This window comes from Mesorhizobium sp. WSM4837 (assembly GCF_055811435.1).
Genome location: NZ_JBVVQE010000022.1, coordinates 16,991 through 39,598 on the forward strand (window position 1 = coordinate 16,991; position 22,608 = coordinate 39,598).

The window sequence follows — 22,608 nt, forward strand, 5'->3', positions numbered from 1 at the left end:
CGAATCCGACGAGGCCCTACCGACGACGACGCCAAAAGTGAAGCAGGTCTGACAGCATTGACCGCGACGGGGACATCCCAAGCGTCCAGAGAGGCGCTGATGCAAGAATCATGCGTCCCGTCGTCGTGCTCGTATCGATAGGTGTGTCGACGATGCGAAGACCGACATCCTTGGTGCCAAGCCTTTCGATGAGCGCCAGCACTTCGCGGGTTGTGCGCGCAACACGGTACGGCTTCGTGATCGCAATCACGTCTCCTTTCCCGGCACATGCGATCGCCCTCTCCAGCTCCGGCGTCGAACCGAATATGCTGGTCTTCTCGCAGAAGAAGTTCTCGGCTCCCAAGCGGGCAAGATAAAGCTTTTGCGCCTCAAGCCTTGCTGTGGGTTCGAAGGTGTTGATACGACAGTAGCCGATGATCATCGCATTCCCCAACCGTAAGAAGCTTTCAGGTAATGGGATGTAAGGAGCCCGACAAGCCGCTGACGCGCGAGCCGCGGTTCGTCAGTCCCTTTGTCTTCCTCCCCCTTCACCGAGATTCCGATGTTGGACCGCAATCCGGAGGGGTTCGCGAGCTCCAGATATTGCTTTGCAACACTGTGAGCATCGAACTGTCTAACCCTCTCGCGGGCACCCGCCGACAAACGCGACCAAAGGTCATCATTGTCCAGCACCGCCTTTAGCGTTGCGGCCATCGCCTCGGGCTGTGGCTCGACCACTGCCCCATTCACGCCATCCGCGAGGAGATCCCGGCTGAGCCTTGAAGTCCCGACGATGGGTGTGCCGCTGGCGATCGCCTCCATCACCGTTGCTGAGGCGACAGGAACCGTATAGCGCGTGGGGAAAGCGGCGACGCGAACGCGGCTGTGTAGCTCGCGAACGCGTGCTCCCTCTGCCATGCCGAGAAGGACTACGTGCCGCCTTATCGGTTCAGGAAGCGCATCGACAGCCTCCCGCACCGGTCTTGTGATGTCACCCGTCACGTAGAGCCGTACGGAAGGGTCGTTGAGGGCGCCGAATGCCCGAATCGTCGCCTCAGGCACCTTGTACGGCGAGGTGCCGGCATGGAGGATTGCCCGCTCGCGCTCTGCCAGCCCACGAGACGCATATGACTGACGATCGATGCATTTGGGAATTTTCAGGATTTGGTCCCTTGGCAGCCCAAGATCTCGCATTAGTTCCTCCTGAAGCTCGGTCGTGGAGGCGACGACGTAGTGGCAGCGCCGCATGCTCGCGCGTCGAATGGCTCGCCATGCTGCCGCAAGCGCCCCTTTCCGCCTCTCGAGATCGTGAACGATCTGGACGATCGTGCCACGCAACGGTAGCGGCACCGTCTCGCTGTGGATGACAAGGTCCGGCCGGAACCGATTGATGATACCGATCGCCCGCAGCCATGCCGCGACTGAGGCCGGTCCGGTCAAAGGCGTGCGGCTCAATCCGATTATCGGCAACTCGAGGCGAGGCGAAAGAAGTCGCTGAAATTTTGCGGGGCTTTCGAAGGTGCCGACCACGATCTGCACCTGGTGCCCCAGTTCGAGCAGCGCTTGGGCAAGTGCCACAATGAAGATGCTCACACCATCAGGTGAATCCAAGGGTTCGCGCCGGGTCAAGACAATGCGCATTCGATCAAACCGTCACAATAAGTGCCTGCGGGCGGCCGCGGCCCCCAGTGGCACCGTGTTTCAGCAATGGAAGCAAAAGAGGACCTCTCCGAAGTATGCGAGGCGGCAGGATCGATCCTCGGGGCAATCGATAAACGAAAAATGGGGAGTACCCGGCCCGCACTGCGCTCGTTGACGCGTGAAGGTTGGTCTGCCATATCGGCAGCCCTGGTCGGTTCCTGCCGGCGCATGTTCCGGCCCACCTCACGACACCGCCGCGAAGGCCCGGATCGGGCGCCTGACCAGGGGTTCATAGATGGCCATCAGCCGATTGAAGTTTGCTTCGGGCGTGTACTGCTCCTGATAGGCGGCATAGGCCCGGCCTGCCACTTCCTCCAAGGCAGATCGGTTTGAAAGCGCCCAGCGCACCTGATCGGCCAACGCGCCGGCATTGCCGACAGGAACGACAAGGCCGGTGACGTCTGGCTCCACGACCCCTTTGATCCACGGCAGATCCGAGCAGATGACCGGCAGCCGGCATGCGAAGGCCTCGATGACTGTCATGGGAAACAATTCATACCCTTTCGACGGAAAGAGCAGGAATGCTGCAGCATGCATCTCCTTCAGCACCGTCTCGCGCGACTGACGCCCGAGATATTCCACGCGCTCGCACGCAGATTGCTCGACAAGCGGAGCCAACGGCCCGTCTCCGATGATCCGCAGCGGATAGTCGATCTCCTTCCACGCCTCGAGCAGCGTGGCCACTCCCTTGTGGTGCTCATCCAGTCGTCCGACGAACAGCCCTCCATTGCGACGAAGGTCACCGAAGATCGGCGGCCTGGCAACAGCGTTGGGCTTGACGACGATGCGTTCGGCCGGCAGGCCGCCTTCCACAAGCTTGCGCCTGGCCCAGTCGGTGAGGGCAATGAAGCGCTCGACCTTGCGGGACCAGGTGCCGGCTCTCTTGTGAAACTCGACCATTGCGGCAAGGGCGAGCGTGCCCGCCAGGGAATTCCTGTAGACCTTCTTCGGAACAGTCCACCAGCAGGCGTGGCGGAGACTTCGCTCCCGAAGCCTCTCATCGGGATAAAGCAAGGCACTGGGACAGAGGATCCTGAAATTGTGCAAGGTCATTACTGATGGCACGCCGGCCTCGCGGCACGCATCCAGGATGGAGGGGCTCAGGAGAGGAAAGAAATTGTGGATATGGACGACATCCGGTAAAAATTCCGCCAATTTTCGGGACAGTGCCCGCCGTGAATGAGAGTTGTAGACAACCCCCAGGGCGGTAGAAATCTTCCGCGCGACCCGCACGATATCGTCATTCGTGGCGGAGAACAGCTCGACCTCGACCCCATTCTGCTTGAGGCACGCGAGCTCCTCCCGAACCACGCTGTCCTCTCCGGCCCTTATCTGGTAGAAATTATGAACCATTAAGACGCGCATCGCAGTCCGCCCCGTCCGAATCTCAATTCGGCATCCCGGACGCCCGTGGCGACGACGCGACGGCTCCGGAAAAGTCGACCTTTGGCAGAACGACCTCCACAACGTCGCCGGGCGCAAGCCCGAGATCTTCGCTGCCGGGGAGCGTCTCGGCGCCCTGCTCTCGCTTTCTATGGACTGTTATCTCGGGCCGACCCGCGGCTGTCAGCAGGGTGGATTGCGCTTGACCTGTAAGCGCCAGCTTCTGCGCGGTACCCTCAAGACGCGCCGAGATCTGGGCCAGATTCATATAGGCCCCCTGTAGCTCTCCCAAGGCCGCGATTTGTCGTTCACTGTCGATCTTGTTCAGCTGTCTGACATACTCGCCGCGCTGGCGCTCGATGTTCGATGCCTGGACGATCGTATCGAGCAGTTGGGTTGATGACATAAGCACCGCTCGACGGGCTTCAGATAGGCGCGTGGTCGGCGCCAGGCCCTTCTGAAACAGCGTCCTGACGCTCTCGTAATCGTCGGCGTCGGCCTGGCTTCCCTCTTCGTCCTTCTTCTTCTTTTCAGACAGGAGGCCCAGTTGCAGGTTAGTCTCCTCGACAGCACGTCGCAGAAGCTCCTTGTCATTTTCACTGTCTGACAAACGAGCTTCGATATGCGCTGTTGCCGTTTGCTTCAATCGTTCGGCGAGCGCCTCAGGCACCGGCACGTTTTTGACATGTTCGACTTCTTCGCCGAGTTCTGTGCGAAGGCGCCAAATGCGAGCCTGTTCCGTTGCGAATTGCGCCCATAGGGCTTTGTACTCGGAACGGAAATCGGCCGCTTCCATGAGCGGATTGGCGATGCGAACCTGGGCAGCGCTGTAGCCCCCCGCAACCGCCACGGCCTGTCGGACGGTCATACCCGGCCGGAAGATGTACTCTCCCGGCTTGGCCACATCACCATTAACATAGATGGGCCGGTATTCGGCAAGCGAAACGAAGACCTGGTCGGTCTGGATCAGGTGCGTTACTTCACGGCCGTCCGCGGTCCCCCGCTGATACTGCTTGCTGGCGAGACTGCCAGCGATTATTTCCTGCGCTTGTTGAATGGAAAGGCCGCTGACTTGAACCGCTCCAACCAGCGCCAAGTTCACTTCGCCGTCCACTCCGATCAGCAATCGCTGCCTGAAATCCGGAATACCAGGGACCGATACTTCCAGCGTGTCTCCGGGCTGTAGCGTGTAGTCGGCAAGTGCCGCTGTCGGAATCAGAGCGATGGCGCCAGCGAACGAAGCGAGGCGGGTCGAAGCCATGGTCATCGACAGCGCCGACAACAAGGATCTCAACAGCTTCATGGGTTCCCCCAACGGGTTGCCCCCGTATCTCTACGGGCGACTTAGCACGGGTTTCTCCGGCGCGGGCGAACCTGCGCAGTGGATGGCTCTATGGTACCAGAGGAGCCATAGCCGAGGCCGAGGCAAAATGGCTGGCTCGCTGGCTCTTTCGAGGCACTCCTCATGGAAGCGGCACGGCGCCGCCGCAAGAGCGGGCACATCAGCGGACGGCTCTCCTGCTCCTGCCGCGCCAAAATCGGTACAAAGCGATCCCCTTCTACCGAGACCGATAGCCCGCCGATGTCGGGTGGGCCGCATCCATGTTCCGTCAGATGTATGAACAAGCGCAATGCTGCGTTCGACCCGGTTCAACTGGAGGGGGTTCGACAGCCAAGGCCGGAACGCTGGCGCGAAGTGCAATCAAATAGCCGTATGAGAAACCAACTCCCACAATCTGTACAGGGCTCTCCAGGACTGGATTGACGAACATGGCGAGGAAAATCGTGATGAAGACTGTGGACGCATGATTGCGAACACCGCGTGGCAGTCGATTTGGCGGGAAGGCCACCAAAATGGCAGACACGATTAAAATGAAACCAATGACCCCCGTCCGCAATATGGCTTGAAAGAACGAATTGTGAATTCCGGTCGAGAGTATCTCAAGCATTTTGGCATGCGTAATATTCCTGGTGTCGGGAAGAAAGGTAATATCCTCGAACCCGGGAAACTCATATCGCCATCGGACCGATTCCTTCCCAAATCCGATGCCAAATCCGTATGTATCCGCAAGGGATGCGAGTGCGTCCGAAATGAACTCGAGTCGGATCCCGGAGTTCGGGTCCAGAGCAAAGGTTTGAGGTATAAAGTTCAGCCCGACGGCATAGGCCGAAGTCAGTGCGGTCGCCAGAGCTGCGGCCATCAACCGGCCGGGCACGCCAATTAGAATGACGATCATCGTGGCCGCGAGCACCTTGAACTGAGCCAAGGGGCTGGCGAGGGCTATTCCCAATAAGAGCAAAATGCCGCCGTATCGGCGCCAGTCGTTCGTCAGAAAAATACCGCCTGCAATGAAAAACATGGCAATGACCATGTTATTGATCAGCGAACCATAAAGAATCGGTATCGTGGCTTGCGGAGATGCGCCCTGATATTGCACGTCCTGCTGAAACATCACCGCCGGCGCGACAACGAGAGATAGGAACAGGAAAACGGGTGCACCAAAAAAAGCATTGCCGCTCATCAGCCTGCGGCGGAAATAAGCCTTGGATGCCCATGCGACGGCGAAGAATCCTACAATCGGGACGATTTGCCTTATGACTGCTTCTTGAAGGAAGTGAACCTGCCAGGAATCCGGCATCAGCCCGTATCTGGACAGCAGGGCAATGAAGAGGCAGAAGGCGGTGTAGACCGCCAGCAGACGAGGCGGCACCGTCTGCCGCAGCACGGCATAGGCCAGACAGACACCGACCGGGATCACTACGAAGAAAGGGCCAAGCAGGCGCAGGGATATTGCGAGGGCGCAGGCCAGCCAAATGCCGGAGAGAAAGAGGGTGTAGTCGAGCACGTCAGGGGAATGGCTGCAAACGAGGTCGACCGGCTCTGAACCCTTCCTGCGTGACAATGTCGCTGGCGAGGTCATGACCTGTGTCACCGGTTAGGACTGAAAGCCTTCACGAGCCAGATTGGTCCGCGTGGGTTCCCGCGATCAGTGCGGCGGCGCACGGCGAAGGATGGCGCACGGTTGATCCTGGTCAAAATTACTGCCGAGAGTTTCTCTCTAGGGATGATGCGCAGGATTCCCTCGAGATGGTCCGCGAAAGTGAGGCGTGCCTTTAGCACCAGGAGGACCTCGCTGAGGACGCCCATGGCCGCTTCCAGATCAGCGGTGCGGTCGGTGCTGTGAAAATCAACCACTATACAACTGTATTCTTGCTGCAGATGCTGGAGTGCAGCGGAGATCGAGAGCGAGGCATTCAAGTCGGAGATTGACCCCGTGGGCCTGAGAACCAGAACTTCCAGCCCTTCCTGATCCGCGGGAATGGTGGCAAACGCCCTGGCGAGCTTGCGACCTGGCTCCGCGTTCAGCATTGGCTGGTCCATTGATGGCTTTTGCCAATTGGCATCAACGAGCAGTGTCTTTTGCCCGGTCGCCGCAATGACCCTTGCGAGATGAACCGCCACCGTGGAGCTTCCGGACTTGCCGAGGGGTGAAGCAACGCCGATTACAAATCCGCCTTGGCGGCCCTGAACTCCGCGCATCCGGGTGGCAATCTTGCTCACTTGGCGGCCCTGAACTCCGCGCATCCGGGTGGCAATCTTGCTCAGCGAGCTGTGAAGCTCGGGAGCGTCCTTTGAGTAGACGGGCTGCAAAGACTGCTCGCATGGCCACACGACATTCCACCTGCGGCGGGGAATTCTGGGGATCCCTACAATCCGATCGAGGCCGGTCGACCTGTGCACATCCTCGACCGTCATCAGGCGGTGGTTCATTGCCTGCCTGATCAATGCATGACCAACGCCGGCAATCCCACCGGCCATAGCGGAGAGCGCTACCATCAGGACCGTTGGCGGCCAACTGCGTTGGCGAGGCGGTTCGGCCGCGGTGATGACCCTTGCGCTCGGGATCAGCGACGAGGCGCTAAAATCGGAGTGGGTCCGCTGCAGAAGGGCATTGTAAAGCGAGCGATAAACCTCGGCCGCGCTCTGCTGCTCGCGGAAAAGGACTCTTGCCCTCTCCGCAGATTCAGGGTCCGATGGGAGTTTCTTCGGTGATTCGGTCACAAAAGCCTTTTCCCGAAGTTCCGCCAGCCGCTTGTGCAGATCAGATGTTTCTTCCGCGCGAGCCGCCTGCTGGCGTTCGCGCTGACTTCCGATGTAACCGCCGGCGATCGCGTTCGCGAGCAGGGCCGAGAACTGAGGATCGGAAGAGGTGACCCCGATCTCGACGGCGCGGGAGGAACCCAGCTGATGAACGGAAAACGCGCGCCTCACAAGGACCATCGCCTGATGCCGAATATTGGGCTCGACCCTCGGCAATTCGGTGCCGAAGAGATATGCTAGTTGGCTCCGCACATAGCTGGAGATCCGCGCGCGCAAGCTGTCATCCATCACAAACTCTTCGTCTTCCGCTAAGCCAGTGTGGTCAACAACGCGTCCGACGACCTCGTCCGACTGAATGACCTGTATCTGGCTCTCTACATAGACCCGCTCATCTGCCTCAGCTTCGCCCGGTTGCGAAGCGGGCGGAGATGAAAGGAGGATTGTCGCGTAGGCGGTGTAATATCCAGGCGAAAGGACCGCATATGCGCCACCGACACCAAGGCTCACGACAATCCAGAGGAGGCAAAGGCGCCAACTGCTTCGAACAAATCTCAAGATGTCTTTCGCGGTCAGCTCGTCGCGATCCTTGGGGGGGATCGGCTGATGAGGCGACCCCGACGGCTGAAGGACAAAGTGATCAGTGGCGAACATACTATGCTCTCCTACGACCGGAAACGATCGGCGTCGTGCTCCAACGGCGCGGATTGGGACGCCGGCGGATATCCTCGCACCCGGCCTGCGTCGCAAGCCGCCGCCGTGCGAAGGGCCGCCGCTCCGCCAATGAGGAAGAAGCCGGCTGAAACCACCAGCACGACGACTTCCTTCGCCACCAGCGCATAAACAATGGCTTGCTCCGCCATGACGAAAGACAAAAAATATGTGGCCACCAGGAATACTAGCAGACCGGATACGTTAAGGACGGCCCATTCATTTTCATAGCCGTAACTAAACATGAATATATTCGATGTGAATGTATTTATGTTCATTAGCAATGGTATAATGGCCATTGCGCGCACGATAGGTATCGCCCCTGAAAATTCATCTCCGAATAGGATCAATATTATATATGGGGCAACAAAGAACATTCCAATACTCATCGCCGTTCCGCCTGCTACGGTGAATAATGATATCCTTATCAGTCGTATCCCGGCAGCCGGGTCGACATGAGCGTAGTATGAGACCCTCGGTATGAAGGTATCCATAAGCAACTTGAAAAATACCCGCGCGGCTAATAGGAATTTTTCGGCGACAGAATATTGTCCGGCTGCGACATAACCTTCAAAATGCCCGACAAGGGCGACGGGGAGGGTGAAGAGGGCAGTCTCCACGGCTAAGAAGAGGCATCCCCTCCAGCCATTGCGCAGCTGCATTCCAATCGTCGAAAGCGTCACGGACCTGAAGCCGCCGAACCCGATCGGAAGGATGAAAGGTAAGCAGATGACGCCACTGACGACGGGAACTGCGCTCTGGATGGCAACGGCGAGCGCGACCTGGTCAGGTGATGCGACCATGGCGACGAAGCAGACGAGCGCCAGAACGCGAGCAACAACCACCGCGACGGCCGCCTGCCAGGCGCGTTCCAGGCCGACGAAGAGCCAGGCCGGAAAAATAATGCTGCCGGCGGCCGAGAGCATCGCGCACAGGAATGTCGGCCTACTGAGCGCCAGGACGTCGCCGGCCAGCACAAGGCCAACCAGGCATACGGCAACGAACAGCACTGCCTTGGTGGCCATGACCTGAGCAACGAGTGACGCGATCTCCGCCGGCTCGTATCGAAGGGAAGCAACCCTGCGCTGCGCGGTCCAATGAAATCCATAGGCTACGACGGAGGCAGCGAGTTGACCGATGGCGAGCGCATACGCGTACTGCCCGAAACTCATGGGTCCGAGGACGCGCCCGGCATAGGGCAAGATGATCAGCGGCTGCAGGACGTCGATGGCATGCAGGACAGCCAGACTGGCGGCCTGTTTGCTCAGAGTCATGGTAGCCTCCAGTCAGGTGCCTGTCGAGGCAATGCAAACCACACCGTCCAGATATGGGCAGCGCCGCCTCCCTGCAGCAGAGCCAAAAACAGCCGCCCGTGGAGGAGTTGGCGCAAATCGGCAACACGGCGGTCCGAGTGTGTTCACTGGTTCCGCCCTCCCTCTAATCGTTACGAACTCCGCGCCCGGGAAGGAGCGATGCCTGCAGCAAAGCCAGGATGAACAGGCTGTTCGTCACGAGATACCTGCTCGCCAAGCGGCGGGGATCCTGGAAGAGCCGGTGCAGCCATTCCAGCCCGCTCATCTGCATCCATTGCGGCGCCCGCCTGACGTCTCCGGCGTGGAAATCGAAAGCTGCTCCTACCCCCAGCATGACCGCATTGATCCGGCCGCGATGCGCCTGCATCCAGCTTTCCTGCTTGGGACATCCGAGCCCCACCCACACGATCCTCGCACCGGACTGATTGATCATTCTGACCACTACCTCATCCTCCTCGGCCGACAGAGGGCGGCGCGGAGGTGAGTAAGAGCCCACGATGTTTACGCCGGCAAACTCGGTTCGAATGCAATGTTCAAGACGCTTGAGGGTGCCGGGGCTGCCGCCGTACAGGAACATTTCCGTGCCGAGTTCTGACGCTCTCCGGCAACAAATCCACATCAGGTCCGGTCCGCTGATGCGCGGCTGATCCGGGTGTCCCTGCCGCCTCAGGACCCAGGCTACCGGCGCTCCATCCGGCGCGACAAGGTCGGCGCTATCCATCGCTTCGGCATGGGCGCGATTGCGGCGGGCGGTGACGACACTGTGGACGTTGCCCAGGAAAACCGTTCGGCTCTCCCGCCGTAGGGCCCAGTCGAAGACGCAGTTGACTGCCTGCGCCCAGTCAAGGGCGTGCACGGGTATCTCAAGCACTTGCTCGCGCAACTGTCCCGGATCTATCGCGAGTTCTGTCATGCCACCCTCGATTGCTGATAGGTGAGCTCCATCACAGCCTGCGAGCACTTCGAGTTCAATTGCTATTCCGACGGGAAGCTGGCGGGCGGCGCGCTCACCGGAGGTACCTAAAAGGAAACTCCCTTGTTCTCTTCGTGGTGCCGAAAGAGCGCATGAAATGCGCAGCCCGTCGCGCCGTCGAGCAGGAGGCAAAGCCCTATCACCGCGGGTTTGCCTACGGCATTGTTGTCGGGCGACACTGTGACGATGTTGACGCCGATATGGCCGCCTGTCGACGTGCCGGCCGCAACGGAGAGAACAAGGGAGTTTCCTTTTAGGTACCTCCGGTGAGCGCGCCGCCCGCCAGCTTCCCGTCGGAATAGCAATTGAACTCGAAGTGCTCGCAGGCTGTGATGGAGCTCACCTATCAGCAATCGAGGTGACAGAGCTCGCGATCGATCAGGGAGTGGTGAGATGTCGCAAATGTTCGCGGATGATGCCCTCTGGTTGCAGCCCAAAGAATTCGCGCAGGATTATCTGGCATCGCTGTGCATCGCATTGGCGCAGATCGATACGGATGCCGTGGAGGAGGCGATACAGATGCTGCGCGCCGTACGCGATGCGGGCGGCACAGTCTTCGTCGCCGGCAACGGCGGCAGCGCAGCGACCGCCTCCCACTGGGTCAATGACCTCGGTAAGGCCACGAAACGCTCGGGAAGGCGGCCAATCCGGGTCATGGGCCTGACAGACAACGTCTCCTGGATAACGGCGCTCGGCAATGACGAAGGCTACGAGCGCATCTTTGCCGGCCAGATGGAGAACTTCGCCAAGCCGGGTGACGTGCTCATAGTGATTTCAGCCAGCGGGAACTCGTTTAATCTCGTGCGGGCAGTCGAACTCGCTCGCGAAAGGAAGGTAGCCACCATCGGCATTGTCGGTTTTGACGGCGGCACGCTTAAAGGGCTCGTCGATCAGCCAGTATGGGTGCGGTCTGAAAAAGGCACCTACGAACTCGTCGAGGACGCCCACGCCGCGATCTGTCATGCCATCACGCGATACCTCGTCGCCGACCGACCGGAGCGCGGTCAATGAATATTGTCCTGCCGAGCTCTCCCCGCCTGCAAAAGGCAGATGTCGAGGGCCGCACCTACAGCCGGCCGCGCCAGGCGGTCATCCTGGCCGGCGGGCGTGGCACGCGCATGCGGCCGATCACACTCGACCGGCCGAAACCAATGGTGCCCGTGCTCGGCCGGCCTTTTTTGGAATACCAGATCGAACAGCTGCGGCAGGAGGGGTTCGAAAGGGTTCTTCTTCTACTCGGGTATTTGCCCCATGTGGTGATGGACCACTTCGGCGACGGCAGCAGGTTGGGCCTCAGTATCGAATATGCCGTCACCCGTCCCGACGACCTCACCAGCAGCCGGGTATCCAATGCCCGTCACCTCATAGATCCGTGCTTCCTGCTGCTGTATTGTGACAATTACTGGCCGATGCGCATGGAGCGGCTGTGGCAACGCTTCTGTGCGGCCGGCAAGCCTGGAATGATCACGGTCTACAGCAACAAGGACGGCTATTCACGCGGCAGCGTGATCCTTGATGCGGACGACAATGTGACCGTCTTCGACCGGCTCCGCACCACGCCCGGGCTGCAGGGAGTCGAGATCAGCTATGCCATACTGACCGATCTCGCCCTCGAACTCCTGCCCGACGAGGACGCCCTCTTCGAGGAGGCCATCTACACGCCGCTCGCGACGCAGCATCGCCTCGCCGGCTTCGTGAGCGAGCACCGCTATTACAGCGTGGGCTCGATCGAGCGTCTACCCGCGACGGAGCGCTTTATGAGGCGCGAAAAAACCCTGCTCGTAGATAGGGACGGCGTACTCAACCGCAGACCGCCACGGGCTCAATATGTGTGTTCATGGGACCAGTGGGAGTGGGTTCCGGGTGCAAAGCAGGCGTTGGCCCTTCTGAACGAGGCCGGCTACCGCGTAATCATCATCTCGAACCAGGCAGGGATAGCGCGCGGAGCGATGACCGCCGCTGATCTCGAGGCGCTTCACCAGCGTATGTGCGCCGAGTCCGAAGCCGTCGGCGGCAAAATCGCGGAGATCTACCACTGCCCACACGGGTGGGACGACGGCTGCGACTGCCGCAAGCCCAAACCCGGCATGCTGTATCAGGCACAGCGCGACTTTGATCTCGACCTCACACGCACACTCTTTGTCGGCGATGACGATCGTGACCGTCAAGCGGCCGAAGCCGCGGACTGCCTATATGCGCAAGTAAGCGAGCAATGCTCGCTTCTGGACCTCACCCGTCAACTCCTTTCGAAAGCGGAGCAGGGCAGACATGAATGAACCAACACGCGTTCTCGTCACCGGACACAATGGATATCTCGGTTCTGTCATGGTGCCCGTGTTGCAGACGGCGGGCTATGAGGTGGTCGGGCTGGACATGGGATATTTTCATGCGTGCACCCTGGGAGCCGACAATACCAGTGTGCCCGAGATCACAAAGGATCTGCGCGCCATCGAACCCCCGGATCTCCAGGGCTTTGACGCGGTGATCCATCTGGCGGCACTCTCGAACGACCCGATCGGAAATCTCAACGCGGATTGGACGAGGCAGATCAATGCGCAAGGGACAGTTCGTCTGGCCACGATGGCCAAGGCGGCCGGCATCCGGCGGTTCCTATTTTCCTCCTCCTGCATCATGTATGGCATGTCGAAAGCCGCCGTCGTCGACGAAACCGCCCCGCTGGCGCCGCAGACAGAGTACGCAAGATCGAAGGCTGCTGCCGAAGAAGCGCTGCGCGCGCTGGCGGACGACCGGTTCTCGCCCGTCTATTGCCGCAACGGCACCGTTTATGGTCTCTCGCCGCGAATGCGCTTCGACACCGTGCTGAACAATTTCATGGGCAGCGCCTTCACAACTGGACGTGTCGAAGTCCATAGCGATGGCACGCCATGGCGGCCCGTGGTTCATGTCCAGGATGTCGCGCGCTATTTCAAATTGATGCTGGAGGCGCCGCTACAGGACATCCACAATGAGGCGTTCAACATGGGTGTTGAAAGCCTCAATCTTCAGGTGCGCGAGATAGCAGAGATCGCCGTTGAGGCCGTCCCCGGCGCGCAGCTCACAATGACACCGAAGCCGGGCGCGGACCAAAGGACCTACAAGGCGGACTTCAGCAAGTTCTCACGGACTTTCCCGGATTTCGAGTTTCAGTCGACGGCGCGAAAGGGAGCGCAGGAGCTTTATGAGGCGTTCCGCTCGATCGCACTTAGATTTGAAGACTTTACCGACAAGCGCTTCACGCGGCTGCGCTGGCTCGATCATTTGCTCAAGGCGGGGATGCTCGATGATCAGCTGCGCTGGCGAAACGCACAGCCGCGTGTTGCCTAATTTTCATTCCGTTGATTTTCGTGAGGGCAAAATATGGAACAGCTAGACGATACCAAAGCCGTGGGGCGCCGCTCAGGACTGGACCTTCCGACCATCATCGACCGCGCTGCACAGCGTCTACCGTCTCTCGTCCTGACGCGCACTCCTTTGCGCGTCAGTTTTGCTGGCGGCGGTACCGACCTGCCCGATTTCTACAATCTCGATTGCGGCGCGGTCTTCAGCGCGGCAGTGGACAAGTACATCTATGTCACCGTCAAGCGTCACAGCGAGATCTTTAATGAACCCATCCGCTTGAACTATTCACAGACAGAGCAGGTAAACACCATTGGGGAAATCAAGAACAACATCGCTCGCGAATGCCTGCGTTTCCTGGAGATCGAACCGCCGATTTACATCTCGACGGTCGGAGACATGCCGGCCTCGACGGGCATGGGGGGGTCGAGCTCGTTCACGGTGGGACTGCTCAACGCCCTGCATGCATTCCGGGGAGAACGTGTCACCCCTGGCCAACTCGCCGAAGAGGCATGTCACATCGAGATGCACATCCTCAAGGAGCCGATTGGCAAGCAGGACCAGTATGCCGCCGCGTTCGGGGGCATGAACCTGTTCCGCTTCCAGCCTGGCGGCGCGGTAACGGTCGAGCCGCAGCGGGTGCGCAATGGCGCCGTCGAACATCTCTTCAGCAACCTGATGATGTTCTGGACATCGCATCAGCGACCGGCCAGTTCCGTGCTGGCAGAGCAGAAGGCGAACACGTCAAGCAATCTCGATACGCTCAGGCGGATGCGGGACGATGCCTTCATGCTTCAGGAGATCTTTTCGGAGCCCATCATCGACATAGAACGCTTCGGTGCCGTCCTTCACGCAGGGTGGGAGATGAAGCGGAGTTTGGCGTCCCGCGTGAGTAACGCGGCGATCAATGGCCACTACGACCTCGCCAGGGACGCAGGTGCGGAAGGCGGCAAGCTGTGCGGCGCCGGCGGCGGCGGGTTCCTTATGTTCGCGGTCAAGCCGGAACGCCGGGAAAGCGTAAGACGCGCACTTTCACACCTAGCCTATGTGCCGATCGGCTATGAAGTCCACGGCTCGCGGCTCTTGCATCCGGCGCAAGTCTAATGCCGTCCCGCGATCGCACAAGCGGATCGCCGGCGCGAGCAACCATCAGGAGAGCGTCGGAGATGCGACCCGACGTAACACTCATTTGATCAATGGATCTACGATGGTTTTCACAAAGACCGATATTCCCGGCGCCACCCTGGTGGAACTGCAGAAATTCGAAGACGAGCGGGGCTTTTTCGCTCGCGGCTGGTGTTCGCGGGAATTTGCCGAGCAGGGACTTCCGGATCATGTCGTGCAGATGAATATTTCATACAACAGGCACAAGCATACACTGCGCGGCTTCCACTACCAGCTGGCTCCCCATGGCGAGGACAAGATGCTTCGCTGCATCCGGGGCAGTCTGTACGACGTGCTGATCGACCTGCGGCCCGAGTCGCCCACCTATAAGCAGCACCTCACTGTGGAACTTTCCGCGGCGAACCAACGGATGCTGGTGATACCGAAGGGCTGCGCGAACGCCTTTCTCACCATTGAGGACCACACCGAGGCCACGTATCTCGTCTCCGAATTCTATGCACCGGCAGCCGAACGCGGTGTTCGTTGGAACGATTCTGCTTTCGCCGTGAAGTGGCCAGTGGGTGAGCCGGCGGTGATCTCAGATAAGGACCGAACTTGGCCGGACTACGCCGAATGACCTTTCTCGGCGACGAACTTGCGGGAGCGCTACAGAGGAGACGCAAATGTTCATCGTCGACCGGGCGTTGGAGTTGCTCCAGGCTGAGGGGCGTCCAATTCGCGTGGGTATGGTGGGGGCCGGTTTCATGGCCCGAGGCATCGCGATGCAGATGCTGCGATATGTTCCGGGCATGGAACTCGTAGCCATTTCCAACAGACACGTGGAAAAGGCGCGAGAGGCCTATGCCGCTGCAGGCGCGGACGATGTGACGGAGGCGACCAGCACCAAAGCGCTTGAGGATCTCGTGGCCCGCGGCCGCCGCGCGATCACGGCGGACCCGATGCACATTTGCGACGCCGAAGGCATCGACATCGTCGTCGAGGCGACGGGCGCGGTCGAGTTCGCTGCCCACGTCACAATGCAGGCGATCCGGCACGGCAAGCATGTCGCCCTGATGAATGCCGAACTCGACGGCACGATCGGCCCAATCCTGAAAGTGTATGCCGACCAGGCAGGCGTGGTCCTCACCAATGTGGAGGGGGATCAGCCGGGCGTCATCATGAACCTCTACCGTTGGGTCAGGGGCCTGGGCATACGTCCCGTGCTTTGCGGGAACATCAAGGGCCTGCACGATCCCTACCGAAATCCGACGACCCAGGAGGGATTTGCCAAGAAGTGGGGGATGAAGGCCCCGATGGTCACCTCCTTCGCGGACGGCACGAAGATCTCATTCGAGAACGCCATCGTCGCCAACGCCACAGGCATGCTGGTTGCCAAGCGCGGCATGTACGGGCCTGTGGTCGAGCCCGGGACCCCGATCCAGGAGGCGGTCGGCTGGTATCCGCTCAATCAGCTCCTCGAGGGGCCGGGGATAGTTGATTATTGTGTCGGCGCCATGCCCAACCCTGGCGTCTTCGTTCTTGGCACCACAGAGAATGCCGTCGAGAAACACTATCTGTCACTCTACAAGATGGGCCCCGGGCCGCTCTACTGCTTCTATTGGCCTTATCATCTATGTCATTTCGAGGTGCCCTTCACAGTGGCGAGGGCCGCGATCTTCCGCGATGCTGCGATTGCGCCCCTGGGCGCACCAACCGTTGACGTGGTGGCCGCCGCCAAGCGGGACCTTAGTGCCGGAGAGATCCTCGATGGCCTCGGACATTACATGACCTATGGCCTCTGCGAGAACGCGCGGACGGTGCACGCCGAGCGGCTGGTGCCGATCGGGCTCGCCGAGGGCTGCCGACTGCTGCGCGACGTCAAGCGCGACGAGGTGCTCGGCTATGACGACATCGAGCTTCCGATAGGGCGGCTGTGCGACGCGCTGCGCCGGGCGCAGGATCTTGTCTTCTTCCGCACCTCTGCCGCGTCACCGCAGCGCGAGGTTCTTACAACCTCTTAGTTAGCGGGATGTTCCGCAGACCGAGCCCGAGGAGGTTCGAGATGGCCGAACCGATGGCGCGAACGCTATCCGACTTTCATTACCTGAAGCATGCCGCCGCGCTCGCGGCGGGCGGCTACGTCCGACGAGGCTAGCCAAGCAGAAGGGGACGCACGGGAAGTAGCTGTGACGGGCATTGAGCGGTGGGATTACCTCCGTTTGGTGGCGTGCCTCCCACAATGACACTCTGGTCGAACAAAGCGCTTTCGCCTTTCATTTGAGGAGTGCGGGGGCGGACCGTAGGTCGACGGCGCCACCACAGCTCTCAACGATTGGATGGGACACGATGACAGATCGCATTGCGCTCATTACTGGTGTGACCGGTCAGGACGGTGCCTACCTTGCCAGACTGCTGCTGGAGAAAGGCTATACTGTCCACGGACTGAAACGCAGATCCTCCTCCTTCAATACCGAACGCATCGACGACATCTACGTCGATCCGCACGAACCGGACGCACGCTTCTTTCTCCACTACGCCGACCTGACCGATGCGACCAATCTCATTCGTATCATTCAGGAGACGCGCCCTACCGAAATCTACAATCTTGCGGCCCAAAGCCATGTCCAGGTAAGCTTCGAGACGCCGGAATATACCGGCAACGCCGATGCCCTTGGCACACTCAGGCTGCTTGAAGCCATACGCATCCTGAAGATGGAAGAGCGGGTGCGCTTTTATCAAGCGTCAACCTCCGAGCTGTTCGGCAAAGTCCAGGAGGTGCCCCAGACGGAGAAAACGCCGTTCTACCCGCGCTCTCCCTATGCGGCGGCCAAACTCTATGCCTATTGGATCACGATCAATTACCGTGAAGCGTACGGAATGTTCGCTTCCAATGGCATACTGTTTAATCATGAAGGCCCCACGCGCGGCGAGACGTTTGTGACCCGCAAGATCACACGTGCGGTTGCAGGTATCGAGCGAGGCTTTCAGTCCACCCTCTATCTTGGAAATCTGGACGCGAAACGCGACTGGGGGCATGCTCGCGACTATGTGGAGGGCATGTGGCGGATTCTTCTGCACGCCGAGCCTGACGACTTCGTCCTCGCCACGGGCGAAATCCATTCGGTGCGCGAGTTCGTGGAACGTGCCTTTCGGGCAATCGGCCGTGTCATCGTCTGGGAAGGTAAGGGGGTGGACGAGATTGGCCGGGATGGCAAGACAGGAGAGATCCTCGTCCGAGTCGACCCACGCCATTTCCGTCCGACGGACGTCGATCTCCTGATGGGAAATCCGGCGAAAGCCCGCTCAAAGCTCGGCTGGTCGCCTAAGACGACGTTCAGCGACCTCGTGGCGGAAATGGTGACCGCCGATCTGAAACGTCTGGAGCGAGAGAGCTGGCACATGGACAGTAGCGTCTAGAGAGGGCCAGCGGTCATGGACTACACTTATCGGCTCGACGCAAAACGGATATTCGTGGCTGGCCACCGCGGCATGGTCGGCTCGGCTGTGGCGCGGCGATGGGAGAAGAAAACTGCAAGGTCCTAATGGCTCCGCGCGACGTTCTCGACCTTCGAAATCAGGACGCCGTGCATCGCTGGATGACAGAAACCACGCCCGACGCCGTGGTCCTTGCAGCAGCAAAGGTCGGCGGGATTCTCGAAGCGAATGTCATCCGGCGCAGGCGCGGCCACAACCCCGCTCGCAGGAACGACGACTTGCCAGCTCCTGAAGCGCCGAGAACCACGAGCGCCCGCTCGGCGCCGGCATCGCGCACATAACATGCACGGCTGCCGCCGCTCTCGATGCGCGCGCCGGTGGCCTGGATAAAACCTTCAGCTTGCTCGTCAATCTCGGCGGGCTCACCCTCAACGTGCTTTTGTCCTTTGCCCAGTTCGGGCGAGAGGTCACAGCCGAGCGCATTCGCGACAACGTCGCTGCGGCGAAGAAGAAGGGTATGTGGATGGGCGGCGTGGTGCCGCTGGGCTATCGCGTCGACAATCGCAAGCTGGTAAATTGACGAGACCGAAGCACAAACAGTCAGGCACCTGTTCGACCGCTATCTCACCCTGAAGTCGGTTCGGGATCTTGTCGATGAGAGTGCGAGTGAGGGGCTCTCGACACGGCTGCGACAACGCAAGGACGGATCAGTTACCGTCACCATGCCGTTTGGTCGCGGCAATCTCTACCACCTTCTTTCGAACCAGATCTACATCGGCAAGATCAGGCACAAGGATCAAGTTTACGATGGTGAGCGCGAGCCGATCGTCACGGCGGCAATGTTCCAAGAGGCCCAGGCACTGCTCGCCTCGCAAGCGCCACGGCGGCGAAGCCATTCCAATGTCTCGCAACCTCATCTGCTGACAGGTTTGCTCTATCACGAAGCTGGCGAGAAATTGCGATCGGTTCATGCCAACAAGCAAGGTGTCCGCTACCGCTACTATGTCTCGAAGCAATTCGTCGACCGACGGCGAAACGAGTCCGAGGGCTGGCGCCTTCCTGCGCAGGCTGTGAATCGGCAGTTGAGCATCGCCTGAATCGAAACGCGGATCGTGCTTACAGACGGATCCCACAGCGACCGAGAACCCGATGGCGTTTTGATTGACCTTCTGCGTCGAGACCAATTGTACCTAAAACAACTTACGGACGGAGCTAACCGAAGCCTCACCGACGTTGCCATCCTCAACGGCACCGATGCATCTGAGGTGAGCCGCCTCCTGCCCTTCGCGTTCCTCGCCCCGAAAATTGCTGCAAGCATCGTTGCGGGTGATCAACTGTCGAACTGACGGCGCACAAGCCCTCGCGGGTCTCTGACCTGCCGCACGCCTGGAGTACCCAGGCCACACTCCTCGGCTTCTGACACAATCCGGCGTGCATCTGGCTGATCAGCCAACCATCGCTTTGGCAAACACTTGGCTACGGAATTCGCCCGACAGAGACGGACGGCCAAAAGACAGGTGTTTTGGACGCTCACTGCGGAGTCTCAGCCAAGTGTTGGCTGCTACTCGGCGCTAACCCGGAAATGTCGTAGCTATTTTGAGACGGGCGAAAAACCCGGAAATCCGGCTGACTGAATGGTGGGCCCGGAGGATGTATTGAGACGTTTGATTTGATTGTCTTTTTCGCGGGCCAAAATCAGAAATCTTCCCGTATCGCTCCGTATGGTTCCGCGCCTAAGCAAAGGACGCTGCAGAGAGCTGTTTGCGGCTGGTTCGGGCATTGGCGGTGGAGATCCACGAGAACTGGCTCGAGGCGACCCGCTACCTCAACATGGATCATCTGCGCGAGCACAAGAAGGAGAACCTGAGGGCACTAGCCGCCTGAGACGCGGCCGCCATGTCCGCCGCTCCGCTAAACACGGGGGCTGCGCGGCGGACACGCCAACGTCACCGCTGAATGCCACGCCATTTTTTGCAGAACTTGACGCACACAACTACAGAACAGCGACGGCATGTCCACTCCCCCAACCTGAACTGCCAGGTTTCGGCCGATCTTTCCGTGACGGTTGCATGAGCGTTCATTTCATTCTCTCCGGTTGGCCTCTCAGGCCGCGCCGGATAGGCCCGGCAGCCGGGGGTGAGAGGCGACTGGAGATCGCCGGCAAGCTTTTGGCTTTCGCTTGGACATAGCTTTGCCACCCCGGCCAAAACCCTTTGGCCTGCCGCTGCGTGTCTATTGATTTGCAGCGCTGAGGCGCGTTGTGTGGTTTTGGTCATGTTGTGGGGGGCCTTGAAAGGAGAAAGGCGCCTGGTGGACGGCCATTAGAATACAGGAGGCAGCAGAGCTGACCTATTTGGATGCTAATTCTTGTGTGAAGAATAGCGCGCCCTGTTTACTTGCTAAACAGCTTCTGCATAGAAAAGAGGCAGACGGTGATTCGTGCCGTCTGCCTCTGTCTTCATGCGTACTCGCGGTAAATGTGGCGCCGAGTGGACGAACAAGACCGCGAGTCCGCTCCCTAGCAGGTCGGTAACTAGCGCCCTGAGGCTTCCTTAGCAAGCCACAGGAGTAACGACTAATGGCTAAGTCTCCTCCCCTTCGGCCTGGTCAACTCGCTCCGCGCTCTGGTCAATATGAGATCATTGGCCCCCGCGGTGGCAAAGGACCCGAAAGGACAGTGGTTCGCAATGAGCCTCTGCCCCCGACGCCGTCAAAAGGATCAACCTATAAGCTGGTTGATCCGACCAAGCACGGCAAATGAAATGGCGGCGGGCTTCGGCCCGCCGTTTTATTTTGCCTTAGCTGGGTAGGTTCCGGCAGAAACAACCACTGTCCGGGCAGAAGCCTTGGGGGGGAGATTGACAGCCTCGGTGCGGCCATCCTGTTTCAGCCATGCAGAGTAGTAGGCTCCGCTGCGCTCTATCAGCCCATCGACGTATCGTGATGTCACTGTCACGCTATTTATTTTCACGCCAAGCTTGCCATGCATGGTCGTTCCTCCGGTTTCCAGAATCATGCTACCAGAATTTTAAGGGACCGTTAACGTGCAAAATGCACTAGAAAAATTGGAATGCCCAGAAATCTTCATTGGTGTTGTTTCTCCAGTAGGGGTGGATACAGCGGGTGTAATTTCTAGTATAGGGCGATTTTTCGCAGTGTCAGGCTATGAGGTATTCGACATCAAAGTAACCGACTATTTTGATGTCCTAAAAAAATCTTTATCGATTGATCTGCCTCTTGATAAAAAACCGACAGACAGGCGGATAAATAGCTATATAGACTTTGGAAACAGAATTAGAGAGGAGTTCAAAGATGACTCGGTGCTCGCCGCGTACACTGTATTTAAAATAGCCAGAACGAGAGAGCAGGAATTTAAAAAGAACAAGCAGATATCATACCAGAACCGTGTCTATATCATTCATCAATTTAAGAGAAAGGAAGAAATAGACCTTTTGCGGTCTGTATATGGAAGGCTATTCTTCCAAATTTCTGTATACTCTAGCAAGAAATCAAGGGTAGACTATCTTTCGCATAGAATAGCCCATGATCGCGGCACTGCGGACCAATCAGAATCAAGAACCATGGCCCACGAGCTTGTTTCGAGGGATGAAAACGAGAAAAAGAACCTTCATGGCCAGCGCCTGACCAAAATCTTTCACGATGCCGACTTCATAGTAAATAGCGATGCAGTCGAACAGGATGGAGCGGACAGGCAGGTCAATAGATTTCTGGAACTACTATTTTCGTCCAACGCACTCTCTCCCACGAAGCTCGAATACGGAATGTTCGCTGCGAAGGCGGCTGCGCTTAGAACGCTCGACCTTTCGCGCCAGGTCGGAGCAGCCATATTTCGACCCACCGGTGAAATCATAAGCATGGGTTCAAACGAAGTGCCCAAGGCGCGGGGCGGCACGTACTGGTGCGATGAACCGCCTTTCGACGCAAGGGAATACACTCTCGCCGTTGATTCAAACGATTCCAGAAAACGCGAAATCCTTGCTGAGATCTTCTCGGCGGCGGGTTCTCCACTTAATTTTGAAGAATTCTCAGCCAAGGAAGCCGTGAGGGAATCCCAATTTATGGATGCCCTCGAATATGGCCGGATAGTCCATGCCGAAATGTCAGCGATTTCTGACGCGGCCAGGCTGGGGCTATCTGTCGCTGATGCGACACTATTTTGCACGACTTTCCCGTGCCACATGTGCGGCAAGCACATTGTGTCCGCAGGCATCAAAAAGGTGATCTTTTTGGAGCCTTACCCGAAGAGCCTAGCAGGCGATTTGCACTCGGATTCGATTCAAATAGAAGGTGCGTCCCGTGGCAAATACGAAGCTTACGAGTCCGTCAAATTTGAGCATTTCCACGGTGTAACGCCGCGGAGATACCGCGAATTGTTCGAAAGAGGATCTAGAAAGGCCGATGGCCGCTTTGAACCATATATTCGAAACCGCAAGCGTCCTAATCTTAGTTTAATAGCTCCCTTCTACACCGACTTTGAATCGAAGGTAGTACGAAGCGGCTTCGCCGCCTTTGAGGAGATCGTGGCCAGGAAGGCTCTGGACGGCTGACCCTCA

20 protein-coding genes and 3 pseudogenes are annotated in these 22,608 nt (G+C 58.9%); 12 read left to right on the plus strand and 11 right to left on the minus strand.

Annotated elements, in window-relative coordinates; all coding sequences use genetic code 11:
- Window positions 1–16: 16 nt before the first annotated feature.
- The 9 genes and pseudogenes from AC0L3D_RS15095 to AC0L3D_RS15135 form a co-directional block, all read right to left on the minus strand.
- On the minus strand, window positions 17–421 hold the full coding sequence (locus AC0L3D_RS15095; RefSeq protein WP_473644821.1) for a recombinase family protein: 405 nt from the start codon (window positions 419–421) through the stop codon (window positions 17–19).
- Window positions 418–1,620 (minus strand): glycosyltransferase family 4 protein, encoded by a 1,203-nt coding sequence (locus AC0L3D_RS15100; RefSeq protein WP_473644823.1) that lies wholly within the window; start codon window positions 1,618–1,620, stop codon window positions 418–420. The genes AC0L3D_RS15095 and AC0L3D_RS15100 overlap by 4 nt, the downstream gene beginning before the upstream one ends.
- 243 nt (window positions 1,621–1,863) lie before the next feature.
- Window positions 1,864–3,162 carry a glycosyltransferase family 4 protein gene (locus tag AC0L3D_RS15105; RefSeq protein ID WP_473644824.1) on the minus strand — a complete coding sequence of 433 codons (1,299 nt, stop codon included), beginning with the start codon at window positions 3,160–3,162 and terminating at the stop codon, window positions 1,864–1,866.
- A complete protein-coding gene (locus AC0L3D_RS15110; protein WP_473644826.1) occupies window positions 3,068–4,345 on the minus strand; it encodes a polysaccharide biosynthesis/export family protein in 1,278 nt (425 codons plus the stop codon). Before AC0L3D_RS15110 ends, AC0L3D_RS15105 begins: the two co-directional genes overlap by 95 nt.
- Before the next feature lie 328 nt (window positions 4,346–4,673).
- A complete protein-coding gene (locus AC0L3D_RS15115; RefSeq protein ID WP_128246347.1) occupies window positions 4,674–5,984 on the minus strand; it encodes an O-antigen ligase family protein in 1,311 nt (436 codons plus the stop codon).
- Between the two features lie 8 nt (window positions 5,985–5,992).
- Window positions 5,993–7,816 (minus strand): Wzz/FepE/Etk N-terminal domain-containing protein, encoded by a 1,824-nt coding sequence (locus AC0L3D_RS15120; RefSeq protein ID WP_473644828.1) that lies wholly within the window; start codon window positions 7,814–7,816, stop codon window positions 5,993–5,995.
- An 11-nt stretch (window positions 7,817–7,827) separates the two neighbouring features.
- Window positions 7,828–9,147, minus strand: a complete 1,320-nt coding sequence (locus AC0L3D_RS15125; protein WP_473644830.1) for an oligosaccharide flippase family protein — start codon at window positions 9,145–9,147, stop codon at window positions 7,828–7,830.
- A 163-nt stretch (window positions 9,148–9,310) separates the two neighbouring features.
- Complete coding sequence (locus tag AC0L3D_RS15130; protein ID WP_473644832.1) at window positions 9,311–10,099, minus strand: WecB/TagA/CpsF family glycosyltransferase; 789 nt, start codon at window positions 10,097–10,099, stop codon at window positions 9,311–9,313.
- Window positions 10,100–10,263: 164 nt separating this feature from the next.
- Window positions 10,264–10,386, minus strand: a pseudogene (locus AC0L3D_RS15135) (bifunctional Delta(1)-pyrroline-2-carboxylate/Delta(1)-piperideine-2-carboxylate reductase); the annotation flags it as partial.
- A 166-nt stretch (window positions 10,387–10,552) separates the two neighbouring features.
- Between AC0L3D_RS15135 and AC0L3D_RS15140 the strand changes: the two are divergent.
- From AC0L3D_RS15140 to AC0L3D_RS15175, 8 genes and pseudogenes are all read left to right on the plus strand, one after another.
- Window positions 10,553–11,170: an SIS domain-containing protein gene (locus AC0L3D_RS15140; RefSeq protein WP_473630464.1), complete on the plus strand. Its 618-nt coding sequence runs from the start codon at window positions 10,553–10,555 to the stop codon at window positions 11,168–11,170.
- Entirely contained in the window at window positions 11,167–12,435 is a 1,269-nt protein-coding gene (locus tag AC0L3D_RS15145) for an HAD-IIIA family hydrolase (protein ID WP_473630463.1), read from the plus strand. Before AC0L3D_RS15140 ends, AC0L3D_RS15145 begins: the two co-directional genes overlap by 4 nt.
- Window positions 12,428–13,483 carry an NAD-dependent epimerase/dehydratase family protein gene (locus tag AC0L3D_RS15150; RefSeq protein WP_473644834.1) on the plus strand — a complete coding sequence of 352 codons (1,056 nt, stop codon included), beginning with the start codon at window positions 12,428–12,430 and terminating at the stop codon, window positions 13,481–13,483. Before AC0L3D_RS15145 ends, AC0L3D_RS15150 begins: the two co-directional genes overlap by 8 nt.
- Window positions 13,484–13,516: 33 nt before the next feature.
- Window positions 13,517–14,599 carry a GHMP family kinase ATP-binding protein gene (locus tag AC0L3D_RS15155; protein ID WP_128246354.1) on the plus strand — a complete coding sequence of 361 codons (1,083 nt, stop codon included), beginning with the start codon at window positions 13,517–13,519 and terminating at the stop codon, window positions 14,597–14,599.
- A gap of 103 nt (window positions 14,600–14,702) precedes the next feature.
- On the plus strand, window positions 14,703–15,236 hold the full coding sequence (gene rfbC, locus AC0L3D_RS15160; protein ID WP_128246355.1) for a dTDP-4-dehydrorhamnose 3,5-epimerase: 534 nt from the start codon (window positions 14,703–14,705) through the stop codon (window positions 15,234–15,236).
- Window positions 15,237–15,282: 46 nt separating this feature from the next.
- Window positions 15,283–16,620 (plus strand): NAD(P)H-dependent oxidoreductase, encoded by a 1,338-nt coding sequence (locus AC0L3D_RS15165; protein ID WP_287062406.1) that lies wholly within the window; start codon window positions 15,283–15,285, stop codon window positions 16,618–16,620.
- Window positions 16,621–16,945: 325 nt separating this feature from the next.
- The gene (gmd, locus tag AC0L3D_RS15170; RefSeq protein ID WP_128246357.1) at window positions 16,946–18,016 is read left to right on the plus strand and encodes a GDP-mannose 4,6-dehydratase; all 1,071 of its coding nucleotides are present in this window, start codon (window positions 16,946–16,948) and stop codon (window positions 18,014–18,016) included.
- 15 nt (window positions 18,017–18,031) lie between these two features.
- Window positions 18,032–18,255, plus strand: a pseudogene (locus tag AC0L3D_RS15175) (NAD-dependent epimerase/dehydratase family protein); the annotation flags it as partial.
- On the opposite strand, the gene AC0L3D_RS15180 reads toward AC0L3D_RS15175, so the two are convergent.
- The gene (locus AC0L3D_RS15180) at window positions 18,174–18,371 is read right to left on the minus strand and encodes an nSTAND1 domain-containing NTPase (RefSeq protein ID WP_353685231.1); all 198 of its coding nucleotides are present in this window, start codon (window positions 18,369–18,371) and stop codon (window positions 18,174–18,176) included. The pseudogene AC0L3D_RS15175 and the gene AC0L3D_RS15180 sit on opposite strands and share 82 nt — an antisense overlap.
- A gap of 63 nt (window positions 18,372–18,434) precedes the next feature.
- On the opposite strand from AC0L3D_RS15180, the gene AC0L3D_RS15185 reads away from it, so the two are divergent.
- From AC0L3D_RS15185 to AC0L3D_RS15195, 3 genes and pseudogenes are all read left to right on the plus strand, one after another.
- Window positions 18,435–18,614, plus strand: coding sequence for a hypothetical protein (locus AC0L3D_RS15185; protein WP_287062408.1), 180 nt, complete (start codon window positions 18,435–18,437; stop codon window positions 18,612–18,614).
- Between the two features lie 49 nt (window positions 18,615–18,663).
- Window positions 18,664–19,131 carry a recombinase family protein gene (locus tag AC0L3D_RS15190; protein WP_473644901.1) on the plus strand — a complete coding sequence of 156 codons (468 nt, stop codon included), beginning with the start codon at window positions 18,664–18,666 and terminating at the stop codon, window positions 19,129–19,131.
- 655 nt (window positions 19,132–19,786) lie between these two features.
- Window positions 19,787–19,918: pseudogene (locus tag AC0L3D_RS15195) on the plus strand (IS256 family transposase); the annotation flags it as partial.
- A gap of 904 nt (window positions 19,919–20,822) precedes the next feature.
- On the opposite strand, the gene AC0L3D_RS15200 reads toward AC0L3D_RS15195, so the two are convergent.
- Window positions 20,823–21,023 (minus strand): hypothetical protein, encoded by a 201-nt coding sequence (locus tag AC0L3D_RS15200; protein WP_128177242.1) that lies wholly within the window; start codon window positions 21,021–21,023, stop codon window positions 20,823–20,825.
- 55 nt (window positions 21,024–21,078) lie between these two features.
- Here AC0L3D_RS15200 and AC0L3D_RS15205 point away from each other — a divergent pair, with 55 nt between their 5' ends.
- Window positions 21,079–22,602, plus strand: coding sequence for an anti-phage dCTP deaminase (locus tag AC0L3D_RS15205; RefSeq protein WP_473644837.1), 1,524 nt, complete (start codon window positions 21,079–21,081; stop codon window positions 22,600–22,602).
- Window positions 22,603–22,608 lie beyond the last annotated feature (6 nt).